The sequence below is a fragment of the Mojavia sp. genome, assembly GCF_059505145.1.
This window is the reverse complement of the sequence record NZ_JCACKA010000071.1, coordinates 16,809-38,186: the sequence shown is the minus strand read 5'-3', so window position 1 is coordinate 38,186 and position 21,378 is coordinate 16,809. Positions and strand designations below refer to the sequence as shown.

The window sequence follows — 21,378 nt, the reverse complement described above, 5'->3', positions numbered from 1 at the left end:
TATGTTGCTCCCAATTTCAAAAAAGCTAGATTTTATTGCCGTTGAAGGATTGAAGATGCTAGGTTCCATTGCTGGCATAAGTATTATTGTTGGCACTGTTACGTTAGGATTTTTCACCTCTCGCCCCCAGTATTTACCTTTAACTCATAGTTTCACCCATGACAATCGAACATTTAAGCTGGAAGTCGCAACTAGACCAGAGGAGTTAAATAAAGGATTGAAATATCGTTCTAGTCTCAAAAGCGATCGCGGAATGTTATTCAATTTAGGTAAACCTTATAAAAATGCTGCTTTTTGGATGTATAAAGTAAACTTTCCTCTCGACATAATATTTATTCATCAAGGAATAGTGACAAGAGTTGTACATAATGCTATTCCCTGTCATCATCAACCTTGTCCTATATATACGGCTCCTATTGCTACTCATGTACTTGAACTACCTTCAGGTATGGCTAAGTTAACTAATATTAAAATCTGGGATAAATTGACTTTTTCTAAACAGCAATTATCAAGTTATAGTGATAAAATTCAGCAATATTGTTTCCGCATTCCAGTTTTTTTAAGACTTTAAAAATTATGATGCACGTACTGATAATCGATGACTACCCAATTTTACGCCTGGGATAAAGACTGTCCTAGAGAGCGCAAATATAGAAGTGCAGGAAGCGGATTCAGGAGAACAAGGCTTACAAGCAGCGCGAGAAAATCATCCAGATCTTGTAATTTTAAAGATAGATTTACCTGATATCAGTGGGATTGATTTAATAGCTGAGATTAATCAAGAGTTTCCCCAAGTCAAAATAGTAGTTATGAGCCAGCATTCAGATGAAGGACTACTAAAGATGTAAAGATGGCTTTTAATGCTGGTGCTAGTTCCTACTTGCTAAGTGATACAAGAGCAGATATTTTGTTATATGCAGTTTAGAACAAGCGGTTACTCACCAGTAGAATTATTAATCAATCAGACAAATAAATATTTTCAACAATCGCAGTCCCAATCACGACCTATAGTTCAGTTTCACGATTTGTTCAAAGAGGTTGAATTCACCCCACAACTCATATTTAGCGCGATCGCTGCCAAGTATGAGTTCGACCGTTTGTTCAATGCCGCAGTCACAATGGAAAGGCGGCGTGAGAGTGAGCGTGGCCCCAGTGCCATCATCCAAACGCAGCAAGGGTCAAAATTGGAAATCACAAACCTGACTCGCTACGATCATCCCTTAATCTGGAAAGCACAGACCATTAATCTGAAACTAGAAACGGACAAGCGTTCCTCAAAACTAGTGGCACTCGCCCAAATAAATAATGAAATTGGGGATGATGGCCAGCCGCAATACCGTAAGTTGGGTACAGTGAGTCCTCAATCGGTGTCAGAATATGGACTCAAGCCAGGGACTCAGGCAAGCAAAGCCTCACTTGTTGAATTCAAACCCGAACTAAGCCGAGGGCAGACTAAGTTAATGTTCCAGCAAGCTTATCAGTTTGCCCAAGCATTTCGAGCGGGTATACCAGAACATGAGCGATTGTCGGCCTCCGCGGCGGCGTGGAGTGTAGGGGCGGCGAGACAGGATGAATTGGTTGTAACATCTTCGGCTCCTAATCAACCGATAACCGTAGAAAACTTACGCTCATGGTGGCGTACAGCAGATAAATTGGGAAAACCAGAAGCATACAAGCAGCGGATTGCCCAAATTGCATCGGAATTTAAGGCTGGTGGCCAGTTATCACCGCAGGCAATAGAAGCAATGCAGAAAGAGACAGTTAGCCGAATCGCCCAGATTGCTCATAAAATCGTGTCAGCTTTGGGTCAACCAGAGTCGGATGGTACTACCCGTGTCCAAGGCAAGATTTATGATGTATGTTTCCATCCTGAGCGCAAAAATTGGGCAGTTGCACACAAGAACGGGGATGTAATTTTAGCTGTACAATCTGGGCAAGTGCAAATTAATAAAGTAACTCCAGAAATTTTGCAGGATTTTGAGAATGCGAATAGCAAACTTGATGAGGTTTTAGAAACTAAAAAACAGGCAGCAGGATTGCAAAGATAGAATGACTTTGCAGAAAAAAATAACCACTCTTTTGCAAGAGTGGGCGGGATTCGCTATTTGGGGGCCATCGCACCCAAAACGGTCTAATTGTACGCGCTTGGAATCAAAGCGATTGCCCAAACCTTTACTACGAATCGGTGTTCTAGCAGCAGCGAAAAAGGATAAGCCTAAAGTGCAGCGACCATCGAAAAAGCATAATGTCGAACACCCCAATCCTCCACCTAAACCAATGCTAGAGAAACAGTCCCAAGCGGTTGAAGTTCAATATTGTTAAATCGGTACTCTTTGTTGCTTGACTGAGAATAGAACTTTCCAAAGCCGATCCAGAGGTACAGAACCCTGTTCCTGAACAAAAACTAAGGGTAAGAGAGCAGCCATCCGTAGGACAGCTGAGAGAACAAATAGTCTCAGTAAGCCATCGGTACCAGGCAGAGCCGCGAGAAAACTACCAGCAGTAATTCCCATTGCTCCAGTGACACCAGCAACCGCCCCGGCGATCGCAAAGTAAGTGGATTGATTAGTCACCGGTGCCACTCCCATCATCAGATTGTTAGTACACAGGTCTATGGCCGCCCACGTCCCAGATGCCAGCAGGTGTAACAAGGGTAACCATATCCAAAGGGAAATTGAATCATTGCCAGCTACTAGCCATAATAGAGGTGTCACCGCCACCAAGATTCCTACTAATAACATGATGGGACGATTCCCAATCCGGTCAGACAGCTTACCCCAGAAAACTAGTAGTAGCATATTAGCACCAGCTCCTAAGCCGTTATAAATTGTTACTAGGCTGACATCTATATCTAGGTTATCTAGCATATAGAGGTTAAAGAAGGGAGCGCTGAGGTTAACGGCAAAGCACCAGATGGCAAGGTAAATCAGTAACTTCAAAAAATTGGCATCATTGAGGAAGCGAAGATGTATCCCGCTGCGGTATGGTTGGGGTATATCTGACCCCACAACTTTTAAAAGCTGCGGGTTAACATCGCTCATCCAGAACTGACAGCCCTGACTAAGTAGCCCAAGCACAATTCCTAGAACCAAGATTGCACCGTAGCCTTGGAGCGTTCCACTAGGCCAAGCCGATACTGCTAGACCTAGTAGGGGCACACAGATGAGATTCGTCAAACTCAAAACACTATTGCGAAAGCCAAAATACCGCCCCCGCAACCGCTCAGGTACTACCACAGCCGTCCAGGTCATCCAGGGAGCACGGGCGAAAGCTTCAATGATATTAACCACCAACATAATTCCTAATGTCAACAGCACCACTTGGTGTTCAGAGATCTGGTTAGATGATCTGACCAACCAAATCGCTGGCACGAGAATTATCCACAGTAGCCGCGCCGGGATGAAAATGCTCATGCAATACCAGTTGAAGCTGGTACTTCGTTCTACCAAATAAGCTCCCAGTGGTTGGAGCAAATTTACTAACTGAGGAATAGAGGCGAGCAAACCAATTTCCAATGGGCCGGCACCCAGATCCAGCAAGAAATTACTAAGCAAGGCTGAACCGATGATACTGTAAAAAACCGCAGCAAAGAGACTCTCGATAGTTAATGCCCTGAGACTTGTGCGAATTTGCGGTTTGGAAAGTTTAATAGGCACATTTGTGGGAAGAATTACTGTCTCTGTTAATTCCCTATCCTCTGGGATTTCCTGAATGGGGAAAGGGATCTTTTTTAGTAAGCTTTCGTCTTCTACTTCGTTGGACATACTGAATAGCTAAAATTTAAAAAGAGTTAACGCGGCCTTAATTGCTGGTTTAATGTAGAGAACAGTAGACGAGCATCAGCCTACTGGAACAATCTCTTTGAAAGAGACGTTAGGAATGAGGGGTTATTAGCCCTGTTGTGTTACTTTAGCGATAGTATAATAAATTACAAAGCTTAGAACGAAGGTACAGAGTATGGTATAGCCTCGTTCGCTCTGACAAACCATGAATTTTGTGGTCGACTATTGTTTGTTGTATAAAAAGCTGTTTTCAGATGTTAGGCTTTTTGAAGCATTTAAATATCTACATATAGGATGTATTTCTGACTTAAAAAGGAAGAGCCTTTCAGAAATAGCAAAAATTGTTGGATTAAATAAGTATCAAGGGCTACATCATCTCTTAAAAACACCATCTTGGGATGTAGAGAAGAGGAGAGTTTTGCGTTTTGAACTAATTTTACAGATACTAAAAGGTAGACCAATTATTTTAATTATTGATGAGACAGGAGATAGAAACAAAGGAACTAAGATTGATTTATGTTAGTTGTGATTTGGGTAGACTAGAGCTACAGTAAGGACAAGTTCGTTCAAGCATTTTTGCAGGTTTGTGGTGCCAAAGTTGAAATTATCAAGCGAACCGAAGCATAATTTCAGGTGTTGCCAAAACCTGGGTTGTCGAGTGTATATTTGGGTGGTTTCGCTGGTTGCATCGCACAAGTCACAGACCATGAACTATTGCTAGGTGTGAGCGAGTTGATGAGCGAAACGGTAATGGTGCGCTTGATGTTGAAGTGCCTTGCTGTCTAAACAGAACCTTTATAAATCAGCTCTTATATGGAGCCACAACAGTTTGGAGGAAGTCTATATGTTTCACAAGATTCTAGTTGCAATCGACACCTCTGAATCCGCCAAGGATGTCTTTGATAAAGCCTTGTTCTTAGCAAAAGCGAGCCAGGCCAGCCTTATGCTGTTGCATGTTCTGTCGGGCGAAGAACAGGGCAGAGTAAATATACCTATACTTCCTAGGCAGGATTACTATCCATATCCCGTAATGAGTAAAAAAACTTTGGAGTTCAATCAACAGCAGTGGGAGCTTTTGGAAAAGCAAGGTCTAGAGCTACTACAATCATGTACGGATGAAGCAACTCTAGCAGGCGTGAGTACAGAATTCATCCAACCCTCTGGTAATCCTGGTCAAACCATCTGTAAATTAGCCTCCACTTGGGGTGCTGACCTAATCGTAGTTGGACGTCAGGGTCTATCTGGTTGGAGTGAGTTAGCCTTGGGTAGTGTCAGCAATTACGTACTCCACAATGCTCCCTGCTCAGTCCTGATTATGCAACACATATTAAAAATGAATACTGAATCTGCTCAAGACGAATCAAGCAGAGTTAGTGCATCGGATTGATAGAATTAAAGCGAAACAGCTTTGTTGCATGAAACAGAAAAAGACACACCTTCTCTTAATAAAGTTGGTAATTAGTCTTCAACTTTGTAGCTATCCGGTTTGCCCAACCCAATCATACGGTTAAGTGCAGCATATTGCAGAAATAGCTCGTTGGCAAGGCTATCAAAACCTCGTCGCCGTAACCGACCCCCAAAGATCATTTTGAGTCGAAACATAGCGGTTTCAAATAATGAACGACGATGAGAAGCTTTTGTACTTACAAGTTGCACAATTAAAAATTTGGGTAAAAACTTCAAGTACTCTCCCCTGCCCCTTTGCGGTCTCAACAAACAAACTTTTGTAGTTAACAGCTTATCTCAATCCGCATCCTACTACTATCTGAAAGTCCTGCAACAATAATTGTTGCTGCTAATTTGACGAGACATTAAGGCAAGTTTAACCGTTTACGCGCACCAAAGCGAAACAGTTTATCCAGTAGAATCGCTCTCAAACGAGGCAACCATTGCGCCTCATAGCCCACACGGTAGCGTAATCGTGGTGAGGAGCTTGAAGCAATACGGAAAACTGCTTGTGCAACTTTATCAGGATTATCGCCTTGTGCAATTGCGCCCTGGACAGATGAGATGATAACATCGCGCACGTTGTCGTAATCACTACTAATTTTCGTTGGTTGTAACATGGTTAGGTTGAAGTTGGTTTTGAAATAGCCAGGCTCAACTAAAGACACTTGAATATTAAATGGGTCTAGTTCCACACTTAATGCTTCGCTATAACCTTCAAGTGCAAATTTGCTTGCAGAGTAAAAGCCTTCACCTGGTGCGCCAATTAATCCTGCCACCGAACTCATATTAATAATATGCCCACTACGCTGCTGTCTCATGATGGGCAAGACAGCATTAGTAAGACGCACAATACCCCAAAAGTTGGTTTCAAAAATCTCTTTGGCTTGTTCTAAAGAAGTTTCTTCAATCATGCTGGCATGAATTTGTCCAGCATTATTCACAAGTACATCTATGCGGTTAGTCCGCGTGAGCAACTGATTGATACACGATTGTACTATTGCAGGGGCAAATGCCTTTGTTCCCGATGATTCAAATCTGAGGCTAAAGCCCCGTACCTTCAGGCCGGGGTCAGCTTACCAGTTTTAGCTTTCTGCTTTTTGTTCGTGATATTCGGAAATATGCTCGTATATCTCTGGTGGAAATTGTAAATCCTTATAAACATTACAGGCATCTGGATCGTCAGCATTAGGACAGATAGGAAACTCCTGCTGAGATTGCCATTGGAGAATACGCTCTCGTCGAGGTGGGTTATAGTCTTTACCTTGAACCTGTAAATACAAAGAACGCGCTTCCTGCTCGCTGAAGTCTTTATCTTTTTGAAGATAATCAATTAATTCAGACTCACTCAAGAAATGACGAGCCACCATTGCAAATACCAGCCTGCCGTAATGACCAACATCTTGACCCGCATCAAGAGAATTCAGCAGGTGAACCATCATCTCATTTTTCTGTAACTCAACAAGAGCCATGTATCCTCAATCCTTATGTTTCAGTTTGAGACAGGTTTATCTTCGTTTTCATAGTACTGGTGTACTGAATAAGTTTCCTATACCTTGTGGCTGACATTCAGGTGCATTTAGATAAGGCACCTACAACTAATAAAATGCAAACGCCCTGCGGGTTCGCTAGTTGCTCATGGGGGTAACGAACATGACCGCACTGCCTCACCGTTTCAACAATTTGGCACAGGCGCGTAAATCAATTTAACTCTAATGAAGTTATATACAGTGGCATCTATTGATAAAATTATTGGCTAAAAATTATGTTGAAACTCAAAGTGCGATTGCGCGAAAGCGCACTGCAATCATGCGAGCGCATCTTGTCTATAAGGGAAATCTTATTCTCAACAATGCCAAAACCGCATTAACCCATGCTAACTATATAACAAATTGTAGATTTTTTGGCAAAAAACTTGACAAAATTACTAGATTCATATTGATGAGATAAACTAAGTAAGCAGATGGCATTAAAACAAACTAATAAATATCTAAAATTTGTTTTTTGCTTATATTGAATTGAATACCCTGTAGGCAATACCTGAGCTGAACGAGTAAAAGCAGATATTTTTCTTCGGGTTTCAGGGGTAATAGCTATGGGGATGAAATGGCGTTTGTGATTACCCACATTAAATATGTGAGGTTAGCAATGAGCGAACAATTGCATATGAATAAAAAAGCTGTTGCGTCCACTTCTGCATCAGTACAAAATGCTTCCGCTTCTGCTGAAGAAGATAAAAAAATCAGATTGATTCGTGATCTTGCTCAACTTTTCCGACTACCAGTTGCTATTGTTGCTGCAATAACCGGCTGTGCCACAATCTACGCGCTCAATTCAGCAGCTTCATTACAGCAATATCTATTGACAGCAACTATTTTAGTATTTACACACTCTGCGGCCTGTGCAATTAATGATTATTGGGATGTGGATAAAGACCGCATCGATCACCCCCAAAGACCACTCCCATCTGGTCGCCTTTCACCTGTTGCAGTTTGGTGGACAGCTTTGATTCTGTTTATCGGCGCGGCGAGTGCGGCCATTCCTTTAGGAATTTCTTGCTTGATTTTGGTAACTGTGAGTTCTATTTTGCTCTGGAATTACTCGCATATATTACTCCAAAGCGGTATTTTTGCAAATTTCATTGTGGCAACGATCACGGCGGCGGTAATTTTTCTGGGTAGTTTGGTTGTAAATCGACCGGGAGCCATGCTTTATCCAATTTGGTTTTTATTCTTTTATATTTTAGCTAAGGAAATTATTTGGGATTTACACGATACAGCAGGCGATCGCAGTCAGGGAATTGTTACAATTGCCAATACCTGGGGAAAGGAAACGGCTTTTTGGATTGCTTGGGGATTAATGGGTACGTTGATTGTGTCAATTCCAATAGCACCCCTATTATTGCCGATGACACATCCTCTGTTGTTTTTAGTCTTCTCCACAGCGATGATGCTAAGTGTGACAATCGCACTATTACGCTATCAACAGCAAGGTAGTGTGAGCGCTTACGAAGGATTTGTATTCTGGGATCGGATTGGGATGCTATTGGGGGTAGTAGGGCTGTTAGGGACGGCTCCAATATTGTAGCTTTAGCATCCCCGCTCTCATAAGTTGCTTGCTGCTTTGCGACGACATTAAAGTCGTCGCAGCCCTGCATCCGGGATGTTTGGGTTACTTGCATAAATAAAGTAGCAAGCAACTTATTTTTGCACGGGCCCCTTAGGATGTGTCATCAATTGAGCTAAATGACAGAAGCAGCCAGATAAATTGCACTTAGAAAGTTTGTAGCGCGTTTGTCGTAACGCGTTGCGATTGCGCTCCGCGCAGTGCAATCATGCAATCGCACTGTGAATCAGTAAGCTAGAGTCGGCTAATCTATAAAGCAATGCCAGATGCTGTGATGAAATTTATTTTTTGGGATTGTCAAACCCATGAATGTGAAACTTCACCAAATTACATTTGAAGATAATTAGTATTGACTATGCGGGTTTGGGTTTAAATACTGGCTACCCAACCAAATACTTCACAAGGAGCGGATCTATCGCCGCAATCCGATGCCTAATTGACTGTGGAGGATTGTTGAAAAACTGTTTTAAATCTCGACTTTTCACAAAGCAGAATCAAAAATTTGTTGTGCTGTCAATTTGAGATGGGTAAATAAAGGCGATACAATCACATCATCTCCTCTGAACACAGTAATTTGATAATCTCCGTCAACTAAATTACAAATGGTAATAGTTTGTTGTTTAGGATTACCAGTAAATCTTTTGCCACCGAGTGCAGCATAGTCCACAATCCAATACTCAGGAATTCCCATTTCTTCATAGTCCCTGAACTTGTCGTAGTAGTCATCTCGCCAGTTGGTACTAACCCTTACGGGTTCGTCAGTTGCTTCAACGCGGGGAACCCGCGCAACGCACTGACTCACTACCTCAATAACAATTGGTACAGATGCAGCTTGCATAACAGTCGATTGTTTACTCCACAGAGGTTCATTAACAAGATTGTCATGATTTAATACTAAAATGTCGGGAGAATAGGTTGAGTTATTGCTCTCAATTTTGATAAAGGCAGTTTTGGGGATGCGAAACGGAAGCCCCATTTGCAAGAACCCAAAGGTGATCTGTGCTGCCAAAAATCCAACAACATTTTCGTGTTCACCAGTGGGGGGTGGCATTTCTGCAATGACTCCTTTATGTAGCTCACATCGCACCCCGTTTGAGGGATACCACTCGATAAATTGTTCAAAGGTTGCTAACTTGGGTAGGGTTTGAGTCATCTAGCACCTCCATATATATTTGACTTTATCATCGCCGCCGCTAGATTGTGCCGCAGATTAAAAACTGGCTATCCCACCAAATACCTGACAATAAAGCGGATCTATCGCCGCAATCCGCTTCTTAATGGCTTTGTTGCATGAAAGAAAAAAAGATACACCTATCTTGTGGTATTAGAACAAAGTTAGTTTTCTACTTTGTAACTGTCTGGCTTGCCTAACTGGATCATGCGATTCAGGGCAGCACATTGTAAGAATAACTCGACAGCCTGATTATCAAAAAAGCGTCATTTCTATCTGCCATAAAAGTAAAAGCTTGCTAATCCTTCTAGTGTTAAAACAATGTACGCTCTACTAATAGTAAACTGGGAGAAAAGCTAGCTGTAAGTAATTAATCCCTCTTTTGTTACTACGAGGAGAGAAAAATATTATTCCTAGCCTGAGCCTCAGATATCATCACAAATGTAGGCGATCGCATCCCGACTTGATCATTTACATCCCTTTGTTGAAAAGAGACGTAAAAATAGACGTTTCAGATTATTCTCTGCCGAAGGTAACAAAAGAGGGATAAGCGGCAATCAAAATCGACTTACTTAGCAATAAATTGTTATGTCTTCATTACACTCATCAGTTAGATATAAGAGGCACTTAAAGCGAAGGCTAACTATTTGTTCATAGAAAGGATTGAGCTTGCACATCGGTGGGATGAGAAGGATAGTGCGATTGAAAAATTTTATTTTCCGCTCAAAAGGGCAATGAGCGGGAATGATTTTGCACAGAAAATGCGCCAGATTGGGATTATCAATTTGTATAGATTCGAGCCATTGACGTACTGGGTGCAGTAAATTAAATTTATGATTGAGAAAAGTTAAGTTTTTCATTTGTCAAATATTCTTAATTGTTGATTTTAGGGGTGCTTAAAGTTGAATTCCGCTTCTATTTAAGAAAAGCAATATTCAACAACTTGCGAAATTTCTTCAAGTAAAAGAGAATCTGCTATTGAAGTACCTGCTATCAAGACATCCATAGCATTTCTATTGAGGATGATTCTGCTGTTGGGAGTCATGCTAAAGTCTTGTCCAAAAATAAAACCCCGAGAAATTAATTTTTTAACTGCGAACTTGGTGAGTTCTTCTATGACATCTAAATGTTGTATGTCGTGAAGATTACGTAAAGTCCAACGACAAGCATCGGCATCTGTTTCGGATAATTGCAATACTGCTGCCATCAAGATATCGCTGGTATATTCAAAACCAATCAGAGCAGCAAGTAATTCCTCTACAGATTTTAGGATTGCTTTGTTTTGGAGCTTTAGGGTATCAACCATTAGCTCAATTTGGAGATTGAAGCTTTCTACATCATTGATATCTTGCACAATTTTGCACCTCTTTAGCTATGAAAAATTTCCTCTAAAGCTCTGTTTTGATACTTGCACCAGGCAGAAATAATCGGAATGATTGCTATTAAAGCGGTAAACTTTGTCTGGATAAAATTCTCTAATTTTCGCTGAGTTCAAAAATATAGTAATAACTACTCCTTAGCTAATAAACTCCAGTTCAAGTTATCTCTGAATAGCTTCTATATTGAAGTTAAAACCTAAAAATGGAGAAACTGTGAAGAATGAGGGAACTTTTTCAAAAAATATATATGTTAGCGATCGCAAACTTTGTTTCAGGTGTTGGAGCGTGAGTTGCAGGCGATCTTGGTTTAGCTCCACCCCAGAGCTGTTGCTACCTGACGAGCCAGGCTCATTGGATTGAAAGGTTTGGCGAGCATTGCTGCTACACCTATTTGGGCGAATCGCTTCAGGTTAGTAAGCTTTGCTGTTAGCACAATCACTGGAATATGCCAAGTTGCGGGATTAGTCCTCAACTGCTGAAAAGTAGCGAGTCCATCCATATTGGGCATCATGATATCTAGGAGAATCGCATCTGGCTGTTCAACTTCAGCCTTAGTTAACCCCTCACTCGCCGAGGCAGGAGTCGATACCTGCCATCCGCCTACTGCTTCGAGAGTGAGTTGGGCAACTTCTCGGATATCATCTTCATCTTCGATAATCAGAATGCGTCTAGCTAACACAGTTACTCTATCCTGCTGCACTGGGGAAAACTACTGTAACTGCACGCTAGGTAGAAAACTTTAACCTTCGCTGTCTTTGCTTGATCGGTTCCCTTGGCAGACAACCAATATCTTTGTTTGTACATGCAGAACTCCTAATTTAAACCAATAGAAATCTTTAATCAGACAAGTCCTACTAATTGACTAACTAGCCCACCAATAAGCTAGATGAATCAAGCAGACTCCTATAACAACACTGGAGATAAGGGGAATCCACTGAAAACCTGTAATCATGATGTTGTAACTCCTTTGAGTGTGGCGATCGCTAGTAAAAAGAACAGCCCCAGAATTAGCTGTTGTATTCTCACAAAAGAATGCGACAGATTGGTAAGTGCAAAACAATGTTGTGCCCTTAGCATTCCCGAAGGAATAAGTTGGTCAGGCTTATATATATCAATTCATTCACAATCTCTCATGGAGGCGGCACGCGCCCCTTAAGGCGCGTGCCAAGCCTGACCAACTTATTTTTTCTCAACCCCTTACGAATAATTGATGTGTCGCAAACATTATTTGAATTGGTATTAGTTTTAAGATTAAAGCTAAAAACTGGAGAAATTGTGAAGAGCGAAATTTAGTCACTCCAGCCCAAGACATCTGCTACCAGGTCAGGTAAAATCATTGGATCGAAGGGTTTGACAATCATTGCTGTTAAACCTAATTCAGCAAATCGGTGCCGATCGGCAACCTGCACTTTTGCTGTTAGCAAAATCACTGGAATATGCTGGGTGACGGGATTAGCCTGTAGCTGTTGAAAAGTAGCAATCCCATCTAAATCGGGCATCATGATGTCTAGGAGAATGGCATCTAGCTGTTGGGAAGCGGCTGTGGCTAACGCTTCATTTCCTGAGGCAGCAGTTAATACTTCCCAACCGCCTACCGCTTCGAGAGTGAGTTGGGCAACTTCCCTGATATCTTCTTCATCATCAACGATCAAAATCCGTCTGGCTGTCATGGTTACTGTCTTCCTTCCTGCCGCCAATAATCAGGTTGAGCAATTTAATCACTCGGCGTTCAAATTCCTCCGTTGTAATCCGCCCTTTAGTCAGAAACAAGGTCTGTCCTAGCTTCAAACGTTCTCGGTCGGAGTCGTCTAGGTCTTTAGCAGTGTACACAACCAATGCCACTTGACACAGACGATTGTGTTGTCGGAGCCAGTCTACTACAGTAAAACCATTACATTCCGGCAGTACTAGGTCAAGTACCAGCAGATCGGGGATAACGCGCTGGCTCATCTGGATGGCTTCCCGTCCTGTCTGAGCATGGTAGGTTTCGATGCCATAATGCTCAAACATGGAGATCAGTACTTGTGCTAAATCTAAATCGTCCTCTACCACTAAAACTCTAATATGCCGATCCGAGCCACTTAAAGCCCGCTTTAGAGCTTGGAATAGCTGCTGCTGCTCTGGAGGCTTAACAATCCAGTCACTTATTCCTGGATGCGGCACTTCTCTAGCATCCGGCAATAAACCACTCAGGATAATTATCGGAATTTTTTGAGTGTTCGGCTGCTGTTTGAGAATTGCTAAAGTTTCCCAGCCATGCATACCAGGCATCATGAGGTTCAGGAGAATTGCATCAGGCGGTTGCGCCACTGCCTGCTCTATGGCTGCCTGACCCGAAGCTACTGTTACCGCTCGGTAGCCCTGCTTTTCTAGCATAGCTTGCATCACATCTCGAATTGAGGGATCGTCATCGCACACTAGCACTAAGGGATTGCTAGGATCGGCGATCGCCACTGCTGATTCCGATCCCAGTACTGGCAGCGTAAAGTAAAAAGTACTACCCTCCCCAAGCGTGCTTTCAGCCCAAATTCGCCCCCCGTGATGCTGTACGATGCTACGGCAAATAGCTAATCCTAACCCAGTTCCACCTTTTTTACGCGAATCAGAAGCATCGACCTGCTGGAAGCGTCCAAAAATCGTTTCCAGCTTATCAGCTGGGATACCCCTACCCCGATCTTTTACCTGGAACAACAGCTCAAGTGAGGAGTTTCGCTCCACTTGCTCGCTCCTGACAAGTTCAGCAGTCAGCCAAATGGTAGAACCTTCAGGGGAGAATTTAATCGCATTACTGAGCAAATTCGTTAAAACCTGAATTATTCGGTCTGGGTCAGCCCATAATCGGGTTGCTACGGGAGAAACTGATAAAGTAACTCCTGCCTTTTCAGCCATATCCCGCATGGTATCTGCTGACTGGATCATCAAGCTGGCTGCATCGCAGGCTTGCTTTGTCATAGTGACTTTGCCTGACTCAATGCGTTCGATATCAAGAATGTCGTTGATCAGGCGCACCAACCGGTCTGTATTATTCAGTGCAATGTCCAACATCCGTTGACTCTTTTGGGGCTGGGTGCGTACTACGCCATTGGCTAGTAGACCTAAAGCACCGCGAATCGAAGTTAGGGGCGTGCGTAATTCGTGGCTAACTACGGAGACGAATTCATCTTTCAACCGTTCAATTTCTCGGCGCTCGGTGATGTCACGAGCAATACCGCGATAACCTTGAAAAACACCTTGGCAATCGAATACGGGAGAGCCACTGGTTTCCAGCACAACTAGATGACTATCTTTGTGCGTCAGCGTTTTTTCAAGTCGGGTGAAAGGCTGTTGTGTAGAGATAAAGTAACTAATCACTTGGGCAAATCGTTTGACTTCATTCACCGCCATCAAGTCAAAAGTACTCTTACCGAGAATCTCTGCGATTTCGTAGCCGATAATTTCTGACGCTTTTGGACTGACGTAGGTGAAGATACCGTTGGCATCAATTTCCCACACCCAATCACTGGTTTGTTCGACGAGATTACGGAACTTCTCCTCGCTCTGCCGTAGCGCTTCCTCCACCCGCTTGCGTTCATTAATGTCTTGGAAAAAAACTGATAGCCCCTTTTGATTGGGATAAGCATGTACTGCAAACCAGGTGTTAAGTGGTTGATAAAATTCTTCAAATTCGACACTAATTTGCTGCGATACCGCTTTGTGATATTCCTCATAGAATTTAGAACCTACTGCTTCTGGCAACTCATCCCACAAATTTTTACCTAGTAATTCAGCACGCGAGCGCTGTAGGTGTTGTTCTGCTTGCTGATTCAGGTAGGTAAAACACCACTGGCTATCAACAGCAAAAAAGGCATCTGTGATACTTTCCAAAATATTGGCGACTTGGTTGCGAGCTGCCTCTGCTTCGGCGCGTGCTGCCTGTTCGTGGGCAAACAGTTGCTTCCGTTCTTCCTCTACACGCTTGAAATCGTCAATATCTGTATTCGTCCCGAACCAACTAACGATCGCATCTTCGCGATCGCGCAGAGGTAAAGCGCGTCCTAAGTGCCAACGATAAGTTCCATCAGCCGCTCGCTGCAAGCGAAATTCAATTTCGTAAAGCTCGCCCGTTGCCAGGGAATCCTGCCAGCGCTCGAGACACTGCGGTAAATCCTCTGGATGAATCTTTTCCTGCCATCCCCAACCGAGAATTAGCTCACGGGTAGACGCGAACTAGTCAAGGACGCGCTGGTTAACATAGCTGAGTTCGCCATTTGGCTGGGCAATCCACACTTGCTGGGGAATCGATTCGGCTAAAAAGCGGAAGCGCTCTTCGCTTTTTTGCAACGCCACTTCTGCTTGCTTGCGCTCGGTAATGTCCATCGTTACCCCAGTCATCCGCACCGCTTTGCCAGTCTTGTCGTAATAGACTTGACCCTTGCTCGCCACCCAGTGAATAGAACTGTCGGGCCAGATAACGCGAAATTCAATTTCGTAGTCTGCTCCTGCTTGCACAGCTTGCGTTACTGCTTGATGAAGCCATTGGCGATCGTCGGGATGAACGCTGGCGAGGAAGCTTTCATAGCTGCCACCAAAAGAGCCTGGGGTAAAACCGAAGTGTGCTTCCGTGGTGACAGAGTGAAACACTTTGTTGGTCAGAATGTCCCAGTCCCACCTACCCATGTGAGCAGCTTCCAAGGCTAAACTTAAGCGCTCCTCGCTTTGGCGTAGCGCTGCCTCATGTTGTTGGCGCTCGGCGATCGCTGCTCGCTGTTCTGCCCAGTTCTGGCGTTCGCGTTTGATTCTCTCCCAGTAGTGATGAAAAAAGTCAGCTAATTCTGGCTCGTCCTCCAGCAAAAAACTAAAATGCTCAATAGCTCGCTTGTCTGCTGTATGTGCCACTTCGGGGTGAGCTTCCATCCAAACATGACATGTCTTTACGTAAGCAATGAAGGATACTAAGTGCTGGTAATTGACTGTACCCAGCAAGTGGCGCAACTGGGTGCGATAGTAATCAGCTACCTCTCCTTCCAAGGAAATAAAGACTGCACAGATGAGCAGGCTTTCTTCAATAGTTGAATTCCAATTTGACAAAACTGCCAACTGCTCAGAATGATCAGCGAGTACCTGCAAATGAGCATTTATATCCCTTTGGTCTGGGGGAGGTGCTTCCAGCAGGTTCAACACTTCCCGCGCCCTCACCCCCAAGGGACGTAGGGAACAGCTATGACAAATCATGCAGTAGGGAATGGCACAGTAGCGTGAAAGGTACGCAGCCAGCTTTTCCTTAAATAGCGGCGACAGCGGATTGTTGACGTAGGCACAAACCGTCTGTTGCCATAGATTTTCCAATACCTGTGGGTTCTGTTCTGCTGGGCTGAAGAAGGGGGGAAAAAAACCGAATTTCTCCTCGATTTCTGCCTTAATTTGCTCGCTACTTCGCATAAATTTATACCTCTCTTCCCTCAGCCTGGGGATTCGCCCCATCAGTGCTTTTGCTGCTATTCAGTCAAGAGTTGGGGCATTTCCCCGATCGCCTCTCACTGCTTGAGCCTGGCGCAACGCCGCTGCCGCCGCTTTATAAAGTGCTGGCAGGTTAATACCATCTTGGGGATATTGCATCGCAGCAGTACTCAAGGTTACTTGAAACTGAGTGCCGTCAAAAGCTGTGAACTTCTGCTGGTGTAGAGCCTCTAGGACTTCGGCTAGCCGCTTGATTCCATCAGAGCGAGTCATGCCATACATCCCCACAATAAACTCTGCTCCTCCCCAGCGGCCTACAACATCATCACTTTGAAAGTGGCGATGCAGTAGTCCTCCCAGTCGGGACAGTACTGCATCGCCACTGGTATGACCGTAGCACTCGTTGATCTGTTTGAAGCGATCTAAGTTTAAGACAGCAAAGCAAAGTGGCTGCTGGTGGTGATCGCATAGCTCAAGAAACTGAGTCAGTTGTTGGCTTGACTTGCGGTAATTGGCAACTCCAGTTAAGGCATCAGCTTCCACCAAATTTCGCAGTAAGCGCGATCGCTCTAAGCGATTGAGGATGCGGGTGACCAGTTCTGGCCCAACAATCGGCTTACTCACATAATCATCGCCACCTGCTGCAAACACCTGCTGCATTGTATCTGCATCTGTATGGGCTGTGAGAAACAGGATCGGCAAACCACTCCAACGCATATCAGCACGGACGGACTGGCACAAGTCGATTCCACTGATCTGGGGCATTTCTACATCCAAAATTAGCAAATCTGGTGCTACAGTTTCTAGGTTATTCCAAAACTGCAAGGGGCAATCGAGAGTAGAGAGCTTGAATCCCCAAGGCTCTAGTAAACTGTGAAGTGCCGTCAGCACTTGGGAATCATCGTCCACCACCATGACTTTAGCCGCAGTAGTGCGAGTGCGCTGCAACAAAGCTGTAGCTGCTTTTAGCACCTCAGATGCAGTCACGGGCTTAGGTAAAAATCCGCGTCCGCCTAAACGAGCTACTTTTACTCGGTCGATTGAACGTTCGCGATCTGCAAGCACTAGCACTGGGACTGGAGGTGTGCAGGCATTCAATTCGCACAGCAGCGTTAGATTGTCCTGTGGGGTATTAGCACAGAGATCCAGCAGTACTATATCGGGGCGATCGCTAGATATTCGCTCTCTGGCTAGAGTAGGAGTTCTAGCTATTTCTGCCCGCATTCCCCAAGTAGCAGCCTCGACGACCAACGCCTTAGCCAAGGACTTATCCTGCTCGACGATCAATAGCCAAGGTCGTTTGTCTGGTGACGACACCTCAGGTTTCTGTCCTGCGGTTGTTTGTTGCAACTCCTGACGCAATGCCACAATTAATTCAGATAAATGCAGCGTTTGGTTTCGATCTACCAGCTCTTTTGATTGAAAAAATTGTTCTATTTCTTGAGCTAGCCGTGAACCTTGGACAAAGCCATACATCCCTAGCGAACCTGCTAGCTTGTGAGCTTCCCGTTCTGCCGCAAATTGCAATTCATGCGAGAGCTGATTTTGTCGTAGCGCCGTCGTTGCTTGTTCGATTGTGGCTATGCGATGACTCAACTTTTCTTTGGTTCGCTCCCAGACTTTAGCAATCTCTACCACAGTTTGCTGCTTTTGATCTGGCGAGAGGCGATTGGGCACTACTTGCCCCTTGGGTGCCTTTTGTTGTTCTAATGGTTTGAGGCGATAACCAATGCCATATATTGTCTCGATTGGATCTTCGGGGACTCCTGCTGCCTTCAGTTTTTGCCGTAATCCCTTTATATGAGATCTAACTGTCTCCTCTCCTGGCAATTCTTCAAACGACCAAATGCAATCTAATATTGTGCTACAGCTAAATATGCGCTGGCGATTGCGGAGGAAAAGTTCTAAAAGACTATACTCTTTTGGGGTCAAATGTAATGGTTGCTCATCATACGTAACTGCAAAATTACTGGGATCAAGATGCAAGTTTCCCCATTCCAATAAGGGAGAAGAAGTCGAGTTTCCTCGCCTTAGTAAAGCTCGAATTCGCGCTAGCAGCTCTTTCATCTCGAACGGCTTCACCACATAGTCATCCGCTCCTGCATCCAAACCCATGACTTTTTTGGTACTGCTGTCTTGAGCAGTCAAAAGAATAATTGGCGAACGCAGTCCAAGCGAGCGCCACTGCCGACAAAGGCTAATACCGTCTAGCTTAGGAAGCATCACATCCAGCAGAATTAAGTCGTAAGCAAATGCCTCGGCTAGCTCCCAACCTGCTTGACCATCCGTAGCAACATCTATAACATAATGCTGGTCAGTGAGAGCTTGTACCAGAGCTTCAGCAATTAGCTCGTCATCATCGACCAGTAAGATCCGCATAGTGAATTATTAGCGCAGATTACCAAGAATTACGAGTCTAACTTAACAGGCACTGTTAGGTTAATATCCTTCGCTAATCTTATCCTGTATCAAACAATAATTTGACGTTAAACTGCAATTCTTTGCAAATATAAACACTGTAAGTAACTGAAAAAAATAATACGCTTTAGAATCAGAATAAACTAATGCAAGCTACCGCTTAATAGCACTCACAGAACTTTTTGACGACCAAATAATTATATATCTATGCTTGCTTCCCTATCCTTCCTAGCCCTCCTGTTTGCTATTTGTATTAGTCTTCAAGCGGTATTAATTAGATAAACATATCAAACGCCATGAAAGAAACTATTGCTAGTAGGATACATCTAATAACAGCTAAATACTTAGCCTACGTGGTTATTTTTATACAGAAACGATCAAGGTTTAGCCAAAACTGTGGGGTACAGTTTATAAAAACACAAAAAAGAAATTTTCTCTTGCGTCTTCGACCGAGCAGAGATCGCCTCACTCGACCATTTCAGAATTTTGGCCAGATGCAGACCTTACTCCCCCACCGGATACCGCCGCATCATTTCTGCCAACGCCACCGCCTTACCATCCGGCGTGTACACAACCTTACCCGACATCGCAATCACAATCCTTTGCCGCCTCGCCCACTCAAACCAATCCTTCACAGCAGATTTCACCTGTGCAGATTCCGGCTTTCTCCCCTCCTTGCAAGCAGCCACAAACACAGCCTCCGGCGACTTGATCCCCTTCCAAGTCCGTATCGCTTCTTTGAGGTAGGCGATGTCTACGACAAGCCGCTAAGAGCGTCTACGTACCCGGCAGATTCTCCCAGTACCGCTTAACTGTACGTTGAATCTCTGCATTTAACCGGAACTGTGGAGTACAAGGTATTTCCCGTAACTGCTGTAATACTTCCTGAACCTCTTGGTTACTAGGTTGTATTGATTTTTCAACAGGCTCGAAAGCAGAATCATCACCAGAGTCTTCGTCACAAAAATTTGACACAACCGGGGCGGCGGAAGAATGATCCTCATGAGTATCTGTCTCAGTAGTCGAGTAATCTTGTTCTTGTTCATCAACGAAGCGAGAAATTTGGGGTTGCTCTAGTTCTAGGGCGTAGTCAACAATCCCGGTTTGTTTTGGTTCCTCGGCGCAGTCCAAAATCTCGGTTTTCACTTCCTCACCCAGAGGGTTCGCCACTTTGCAATCGACGGGAACCGCCAAGATTGCAAGTGGCTCACTTTTTTCAAGCTCAACAGCAGAGTGTTGTTGTGGCTTTGAAGCTTCTGGATGGGATCTGTGGTATTGTTCTGCATGGAATCTCGAATGTTCAGTTTTGCACTTGCCATGTTCCAATAACCTATTCAGTACATCGAAGTTTAATTTATACTGCCATGTCCGATCCTGACCGTTACCGCGATTCTTCTGCTTTTCGATAATGCCTATCTCTTCAAGCAGAGCGATCGCCAATACAACGAAAACGATAGAAAAATCATGGCACAAAGTAACTATGTCATTCCTGCAAGATCCTGATTGGGGCGAATGCTGCGAACTAATACTTCTGTCCCCAAATCATCCAAACGCAGAGTTAATCGAAATTTCAGGTTACACGTTGGTCTACTGCAATGGAGTTTGCCCCAAAATCTACCGTGTCTACAAATGTGAATCAATGTTGGGTTTGGTCTTTCAACACATCACGCATTGGACAAACGAAGTAGACGAGAAACAGTACGCCAAACCGTTAAATGCAGCAGTAGCACTCGATGATTTTCTGAACACTGCAAGTATGGCCAAAACAGACGGCAACATTGCAGCTTAATTAAAGCTTTCAATCTCAACAAATAACCATTCACTAACTAAAACAATGGAACCTACAATCTTGATTCCCAAGGGTTGGACATACCCTCGATTTACTTTTGGACAGCGAACAGAACGAGGTCAAATTATCGGCATGAAATATTACGCCCAAGACATATATCTAGCCAATGAATACGGAGAAGGACTGCTGAAAAATAAGTACCCCAATGATGATTGTTCATTGAGGTAATGGGGAGTTTCTCTTGCGCCGTCATCAACATTACAGCAAACACAACCGCACTCTCTGTATTCATCAACACATACACAACTATGGAAACGATAAGAATCAACAACAGCGTTTTTTTTATTCCTCCCAGCCAACCAAAACTGCAAGCGAACTGCGCCAAGGAGTACGGGCAATTTCTTTTAGACTGCCCACCAAAACTAACAATTCTGGAAGCACAGCAGGGTGGTTATCTCAAAGGTAACAAGGCGGATTTTGCGATTGCCTTTGGCACTGCGCTTTAGCGCAATCGCTATTTCTCGTCCAGACCGTTTACTCACAATCAACGAAAATTTCACCAACGAAGCATTCACCGAACTGTGGGTGATTCCAGTAACAGGCGAGTTAAAAGACCAGTTTATTTGATGAGCCGCCACACCAACTAATTATGAAACGATTAACAGGATTTACCCCAATTGCTGCACTACCTGAATCAACTGCGGATAAGTGCTAAAAAACGATTACTAGCCACAATTGATTGGCTACAGGCTGAGGGTAAATTCATTAGAATCCCACTCCTTTTAGGGGTGGGATGAACTTAATTTTGCTACCTTTTGGCAAAGGTATTGC

26 protein-coding genes and 2 pseudogenes are annotated in these 21,378 nt (G+C 43.9%); 13 read left to right on the top strand and 15 right to left on the bottom strand.

The annotated features are described in order from the left end of the window. The first annotated feature begins 1 nt into the window (after position 1). The 4 genes from AC5JL8_RS17725 (at position 2) to AC5JL8_RS17710 (ending at position 2,322) form a co-directional block, all read left to right on the top strand. Positions 2-571, top strand: a complete 570-nt coding sequence (locus tag AC5JL8_RS17725; protein ID WP_495881006.1) for a DUF192 domain-containing protein — start codon at positions 2-4, stop codon at positions 569-571. 52 nt (positions 572-623) lie between these two features. Next, positions 624-848, top strand: coding sequence for a response regulator (locus tag AC5JL8_RS17720; RefSeq protein WP_495881066.1), 225 nt, complete (start codon positions 624-626; stop codon positions 846-848). Between the two features lie 66 nt (positions 849-914). Beyond that, on the top strand, positions 915-2,048 hold the full coding sequence (locus AC5JL8_RS17715; RefSeq protein ID WP_495881005.1) for a hypothetical protein: 1,134 nt from the start codon (positions 915-917) through the stop codon (positions 2,046-2,048). Position 2,049: 1 nt separating this feature from the next. After that, positions 2,050-2,322, top strand: coding sequence for a hypothetical protein (locus tag AC5JL8_RS17710; protein ID WP_495881004.1), 273 nt, complete (start codon positions 2,050-2,052; stop codon positions 2,320-2,322). Here AC5JL8_RS17710 and AC5JL8_RS17705 read toward each other — a convergent pair. After that, positions 2,319-3,764 carry an MFS transporter gene (locus tag AC5JL8_RS17705; RefSeq protein WP_495881003.1) on the bottom strand — a complete coding sequence of 482 codons (1,446 nt, stop codon included), beginning with the start codon at positions 3,762-3,764 and terminating at the stop codon, positions 2,319-2,321. The genes AC5JL8_RS17710 and AC5JL8_RS17705 overlap by 4 nt on opposite strands. 223 nt (positions 3,765-3,987) lie before the next feature. Between AC5JL8_RS17705 and AC5JL8_RS17700 the strand changes: the two are divergent. The 3 genes and pseudogenes from AC5JL8_RS17700 to AC5JL8_RS17690 all read left to right on the top strand — a co-directional run. Then, positions 3,988-4,296, top strand: a pseudogene (locus tag AC5JL8_RS17700) (transposase); the annotation flags it as partial. A 119-nt stretch (positions 4,297-4,415) separates the two neighbouring features. Further along, positions 4,416-4,568 carry a hypothetical protein gene (locus AC5JL8_RS17695; protein ID WP_495881002.1) on the top strand — a complete coding sequence of 51 codons (153 nt, stop codon included), beginning with the start codon at positions 4,416-4,418 and terminating at the stop codon, positions 4,566-4,568. 58 nt (positions 4,569-4,626) lie between these two features. Then, positions 4,627-5,169, top strand: coding sequence for a universal stress protein (locus tag AC5JL8_RS17690; protein ID WP_495881001.1), 543 nt, complete (start codon positions 4,627-4,629; stop codon positions 5,167-5,169). Between the two features lie 71 nt (positions 5,170-5,240). Here AC5JL8_RS17690 and AC5JL8_RS17685 read toward each other — a convergent pair whose 3' ends face one another. The 3 genes from AC5JL8_RS17685 to AC5JL8_RS17675 all read right to left on the bottom strand — a co-directional run bounded on the left by AC5JL8_RS17685 (position 5,241) and on the right by AC5JL8_RS17675 (position 6,700). Next, positions 5,241-5,438 carry a hypothetical protein gene (locus AC5JL8_RS17685; RefSeq protein ID WP_495881000.1) on the bottom strand — a complete coding sequence of 66 codons (198 nt, stop codon included), beginning with the start codon at positions 5,436-5,438 and terminating at the stop codon, positions 5,241-5,243. Between the two features lie 155 nt (positions 5,439-5,593). Then, complete coding sequence (locus tag AC5JL8_RS17680; RefSeq protein ID WP_495881065.1) at positions 5,594-6,229, bottom strand: SDR family NAD(P)-dependent oxidoreductase; 636 nt, start codon at positions 6,227-6,229, stop codon at positions 5,594-5,596. 84 nt (positions 6,230-6,313) lie between these two features. Further along, positions 6,314-6,700 (bottom strand): hypothetical protein, encoded by a 387-nt coding sequence (locus tag AC5JL8_RS17675; RefSeq protein ID WP_495880999.1) that lies wholly within the window; start codon positions 6,698-6,700, stop codon positions 6,314-6,316. 676 nt (positions 6,701-7,376) lie between these two features. Between AC5JL8_RS17675 and AC5JL8_RS17670 the strand changes: the two genes are divergently transcribed. Next, positions 7,377-8,315, top strand: coding sequence for a geranylgeranylglycerol-phosphate geranylgeranyltransferase (locus AC5JL8_RS17670; RefSeq protein WP_495880998.1), 939 nt, complete (start codon positions 7,377-7,379; stop codon positions 8,313-8,315). 520 nt (positions 8,316-8,835) lie between these two features. On the opposite strand, the gene AC5JL8_RS17665 is transcribed toward AC5JL8_RS17670, so the two are convergent. The 6 genes and pseudogenes from AC5JL8_RS17665 to AC5JL8_RS17640 form a co-directional block, all read right to left on the bottom strand. Continuing rightward, positions 8,836-9,507, bottom strand: a complete 672-nt coding sequence (locus AC5JL8_RS17665) for a Uma2 family endonuclease (protein WP_495880997.1) — start codon at positions 9,505-9,507, stop codon at positions 8,836-8,838. A gap of 182 nt (positions 9,508-9,689) precedes the next feature. Further along, positions 9,690-9,791, bottom strand: a pseudogene (locus AC5JL8_RS17660) (IS5/IS1182 family transposase); the annotation flags it as partial. A 306-nt stretch (positions 9,792-10,097) separates the two neighbouring features. After that, positions 10,098-10,385, bottom strand: a complete 288-nt coding sequence (locus AC5JL8_RS17655) for a Mo-dependent nitrogenase C-terminal domain-containing protein (protein WP_495880996.1) — start codon at positions 10,383-10,385, stop codon at positions 10,098-10,100. A gap of 59 nt (positions 10,386-10,444) precedes the next feature. Then, complete coding sequence (locus tag AC5JL8_RS17650; RefSeq protein ID WP_495880995.1) at positions 10,445-10,879, bottom strand: hypothetical protein; 435 nt, start codon at positions 10,877-10,879, stop codon at positions 10,445-10,447. 186 nt (positions 10,880-11,065) lie between these two features. Then, positions 11,066-11,221 carry a hypothetical protein gene (locus tag AC5JL8_RS17645; RefSeq protein WP_495880994.1) on the bottom strand — a complete coding sequence of 52 codons (156 nt, stop codon included), beginning with the start codon at positions 11,219-11,221 and terminating at the stop codon, positions 11,066-11,068. Then, positions 11,212-11,583: a response regulator gene (locus tag AC5JL8_RS17640; RefSeq protein WP_495880993.1), complete on the bottom strand. Its 372-nt coding sequence runs from the start codon at positions 11,581-11,583 to the stop codon at positions 11,212-11,214. The genes AC5JL8_RS17645 and AC5JL8_RS17640 overlap by 10 nt, the downstream gene beginning before the upstream one ends. Before the next feature lie 207 nt (positions 11,584-11,790). Between AC5JL8_RS17640 and AC5JL8_RS17635 the strand changes: the two genes are divergently transcribed. Beyond that, entirely contained in the window at positions 11,791-12,060 is a 270-nt protein-coding gene (locus AC5JL8_RS17635; protein WP_495880992.1) for a hypothetical protein, read from the top strand. 133 nt (positions 12,061-12,193) lie between these two features. Here AC5JL8_RS17635 and AC5JL8_RS17630 read toward each other — a convergent pair whose 3' ends face one another. From AC5JL8_RS17630 to AC5JL8_RS17615, 4 genes are read right to left on the bottom strand one after another with little or no spacing between them, the layout of a single operon-like run. Next, positions 12,194-12,574 (bottom strand): response regulator, encoded by a 381-nt coding sequence (locus AC5JL8_RS17630; protein WP_495880991.1) that lies wholly within the window; start codon positions 12,572-12,574, stop codon positions 12,194-12,196. Further along, positions 12,546-15,089 carry a PAS domain S-box protein gene (locus tag AC5JL8_RS17625; RefSeq protein WP_495881064.1) on the bottom strand — a complete coding sequence of 848 codons (2,544 nt, stop codon included), beginning with the start codon at positions 15,087-15,089 and terminating at the stop codon, positions 12,546-12,548. Before AC5JL8_RS17625 ends, AC5JL8_RS17630 begins: the two co-directional genes overlap by 29 nt. Before the next feature lie 21 nt (positions 15,090-15,110). Continuing rightward, positions 15,111-16,322 carry a PAS domain-containing protein gene (locus AC5JL8_RS17620; protein WP_495880990.1) on the bottom strand — a complete coding sequence of 404 codons (1,212 nt, stop codon included), beginning with the start codon at positions 16,320-16,322 and terminating at the stop codon, positions 15,111-15,113. 60 nt (positions 16,323-16,382) lie between these two features. After that, the gene (locus AC5JL8_RS17615; protein WP_495880989.1) at positions 16,383-18,719 is read right to left on the bottom strand and encodes a response regulator; all 2,337 of its coding nucleotides are present in this window, start codon (positions 18,717-18,719) and stop codon (positions 16,383-16,385) included. Positions 18,720-19,244: 525 nt separating this feature from the next. Here AC5JL8_RS17615 and AC5JL8_RS17610 point away from each other — a divergent pair. Next, positions 19,245-19,505, top strand: coding sequence for a hypothetical protein (locus tag AC5JL8_RS17610; protein WP_495880988.1), 261 nt, complete (start codon positions 19,245-19,247; stop codon positions 19,503-19,505). Positions 19,506-19,535: 30 nt separating this feature from the next. Here AC5JL8_RS17610 and AC5JL8_RS17605 read toward each other — a convergent pair whose 3' ends face one another. After that, a complete protein-coding gene (locus AC5JL8_RS17605; protein ID WP_495880987.1) occupies positions 19,536-20,231 on the bottom strand; it encodes a hypothetical protein in 696 nt (231 codons plus the stop codon). Between the two features lie 7 nt (positions 20,232-20,238). Between AC5JL8_RS17605 and AC5JL8_RS17600 the strand changes: the two genes are divergently transcribed. The 3 genes from AC5JL8_RS17600 (at position 20,239) to AC5JL8_RS17590 (ending at position 21,174) form a co-directional block, all read left to right on the top strand. Continuing rightward, entirely contained in the window at positions 20,239-20,547 is a 309-nt protein-coding gene (locus AC5JL8_RS17600) for a hypothetical protein (protein ID WP_495880986.1), read from the top strand. 45 nt (positions 20,548-20,592) lie between these two features. After that, complete coding sequence (locus AC5JL8_RS17595; protein WP_495880985.1) at positions 20,593-20,775, top strand: hypothetical protein; 183 nt, start codon at positions 20,593-20,595, stop codon at positions 20,773-20,775. 219 nt (positions 20,776-20,994) lie between these two features. Further along, on the top strand, positions 20,995-21,174 hold the full coding sequence (locus AC5JL8_RS17590; protein WP_495880984.1) for a hypothetical protein: 180 nt from the start codon (positions 20,995-20,997) through the stop codon (positions 21,172-21,174). Positions 21,175-21,378: the final 204 nt, after the last annotated feature.

Bases quoted from the DNA above. Each gene is read 5' to 3' on its own strand.
- AC5JL8_RS17725 (WP_495881006.1), top strand. From the start codon at position 2: ATGTTGCTCCCAATTTCAAAAAAGCTAGATTTTATTGCCGTTGAAGGA.
- AC5JL8_RS17715 (WP_495881005.1), top strand. From the start codon at position 915: ATGCAGTTTAGAACAAGCGGTTACTCACCAGTAGAATTATTAATCAAT.
- AC5JL8_RS17710 (WP_495881004.1), top strand. From the start codon at position 2,050: ATGACTTTGCAGAAAAAAATAACCACTCTTTTGCAAGAGTGGGCGGGA.
- AC5JL8_RS17705 (WP_495881003.1), bottom strand. From the start codon at position 3,764: ATGTCCAACGAAGTAGAAGACGAAAGCTTACTAAAAAAGATCCCTTTC.
- AC5JL8_RS17690 (WP_495881001.1), top strand. From the start codon at position 4,627: ATGTTTCACAAGATTCTAGTTGCAATCGACACCTCTGAATCCGCCAAG.
- AC5JL8_RS17675 (WP_495880999.1), bottom strand. From the start codon at position 6,700: ATGGCTCTTGTTGAGTTACAGAAAAATGAGATGATGGTTCACCTGCTG.
- AC5JL8_RS17670 (WP_495880998.1), top strand. From the start codon at position 7,377: ATGAGCGAACAATTGCATATGAATAAAAAAGCTGTTGCGTCCACTTCT.
- AC5JL8_RS17665 (WP_495880997.1), bottom strand. From the start codon at position 9,507: ATGACTCAAACCCTACCCAAGTTAGCAACCTTTGAACAATTTATCGAG.
- AC5JL8_RS17655 (WP_495880996.1), bottom strand. From the start codon at position 10,385: ATGAAAAACTTAACTTTTCTCAATCATAAATTTAATTTACTGCACCCA.
- AC5JL8_RS17635 (WP_495880992.1), top strand. From the start codon at position 11,791: ATGAATCAAGCAGACTCCTATAACAACACTGGAGATAAGGGGAATCCA.
- AC5JL8_RS17630 (WP_495880991.1), bottom strand. From the start codon at position 12,574: ATGACAGCCAGACGGATTTTGATCGTTGATGATGAAGAAGATATCAGG.
- AC5JL8_RS17620 (WP_495880990.1), bottom strand. From the start codon at position 16,322: ATGCGAAGTAGCGAGCAAATTAAGGCAGAAATCGAGGAGAAATTCGGT.
- AC5JL8_RS17615 (WP_495880989.1), bottom strand. From the start codon at position 18,719: ATGCGGATCTTACTGGTCGATGATGACGAGCTAATTGCTGAAGCTCTG.
- AC5JL8_RS17600 (WP_495880986.1), top strand. From the start codon at position 20,239: ATGTCATTCCTGCAAGATCCTGATTGGGGCGAATGCTGCGAACTAATA.
- AC5JL8_RS17595 (WP_495880985.1), top strand. From the start codon at position 20,593: ATGGAACCTACAATCTTGATTCCCAAGGGTTGGACATACCCTCGATTT.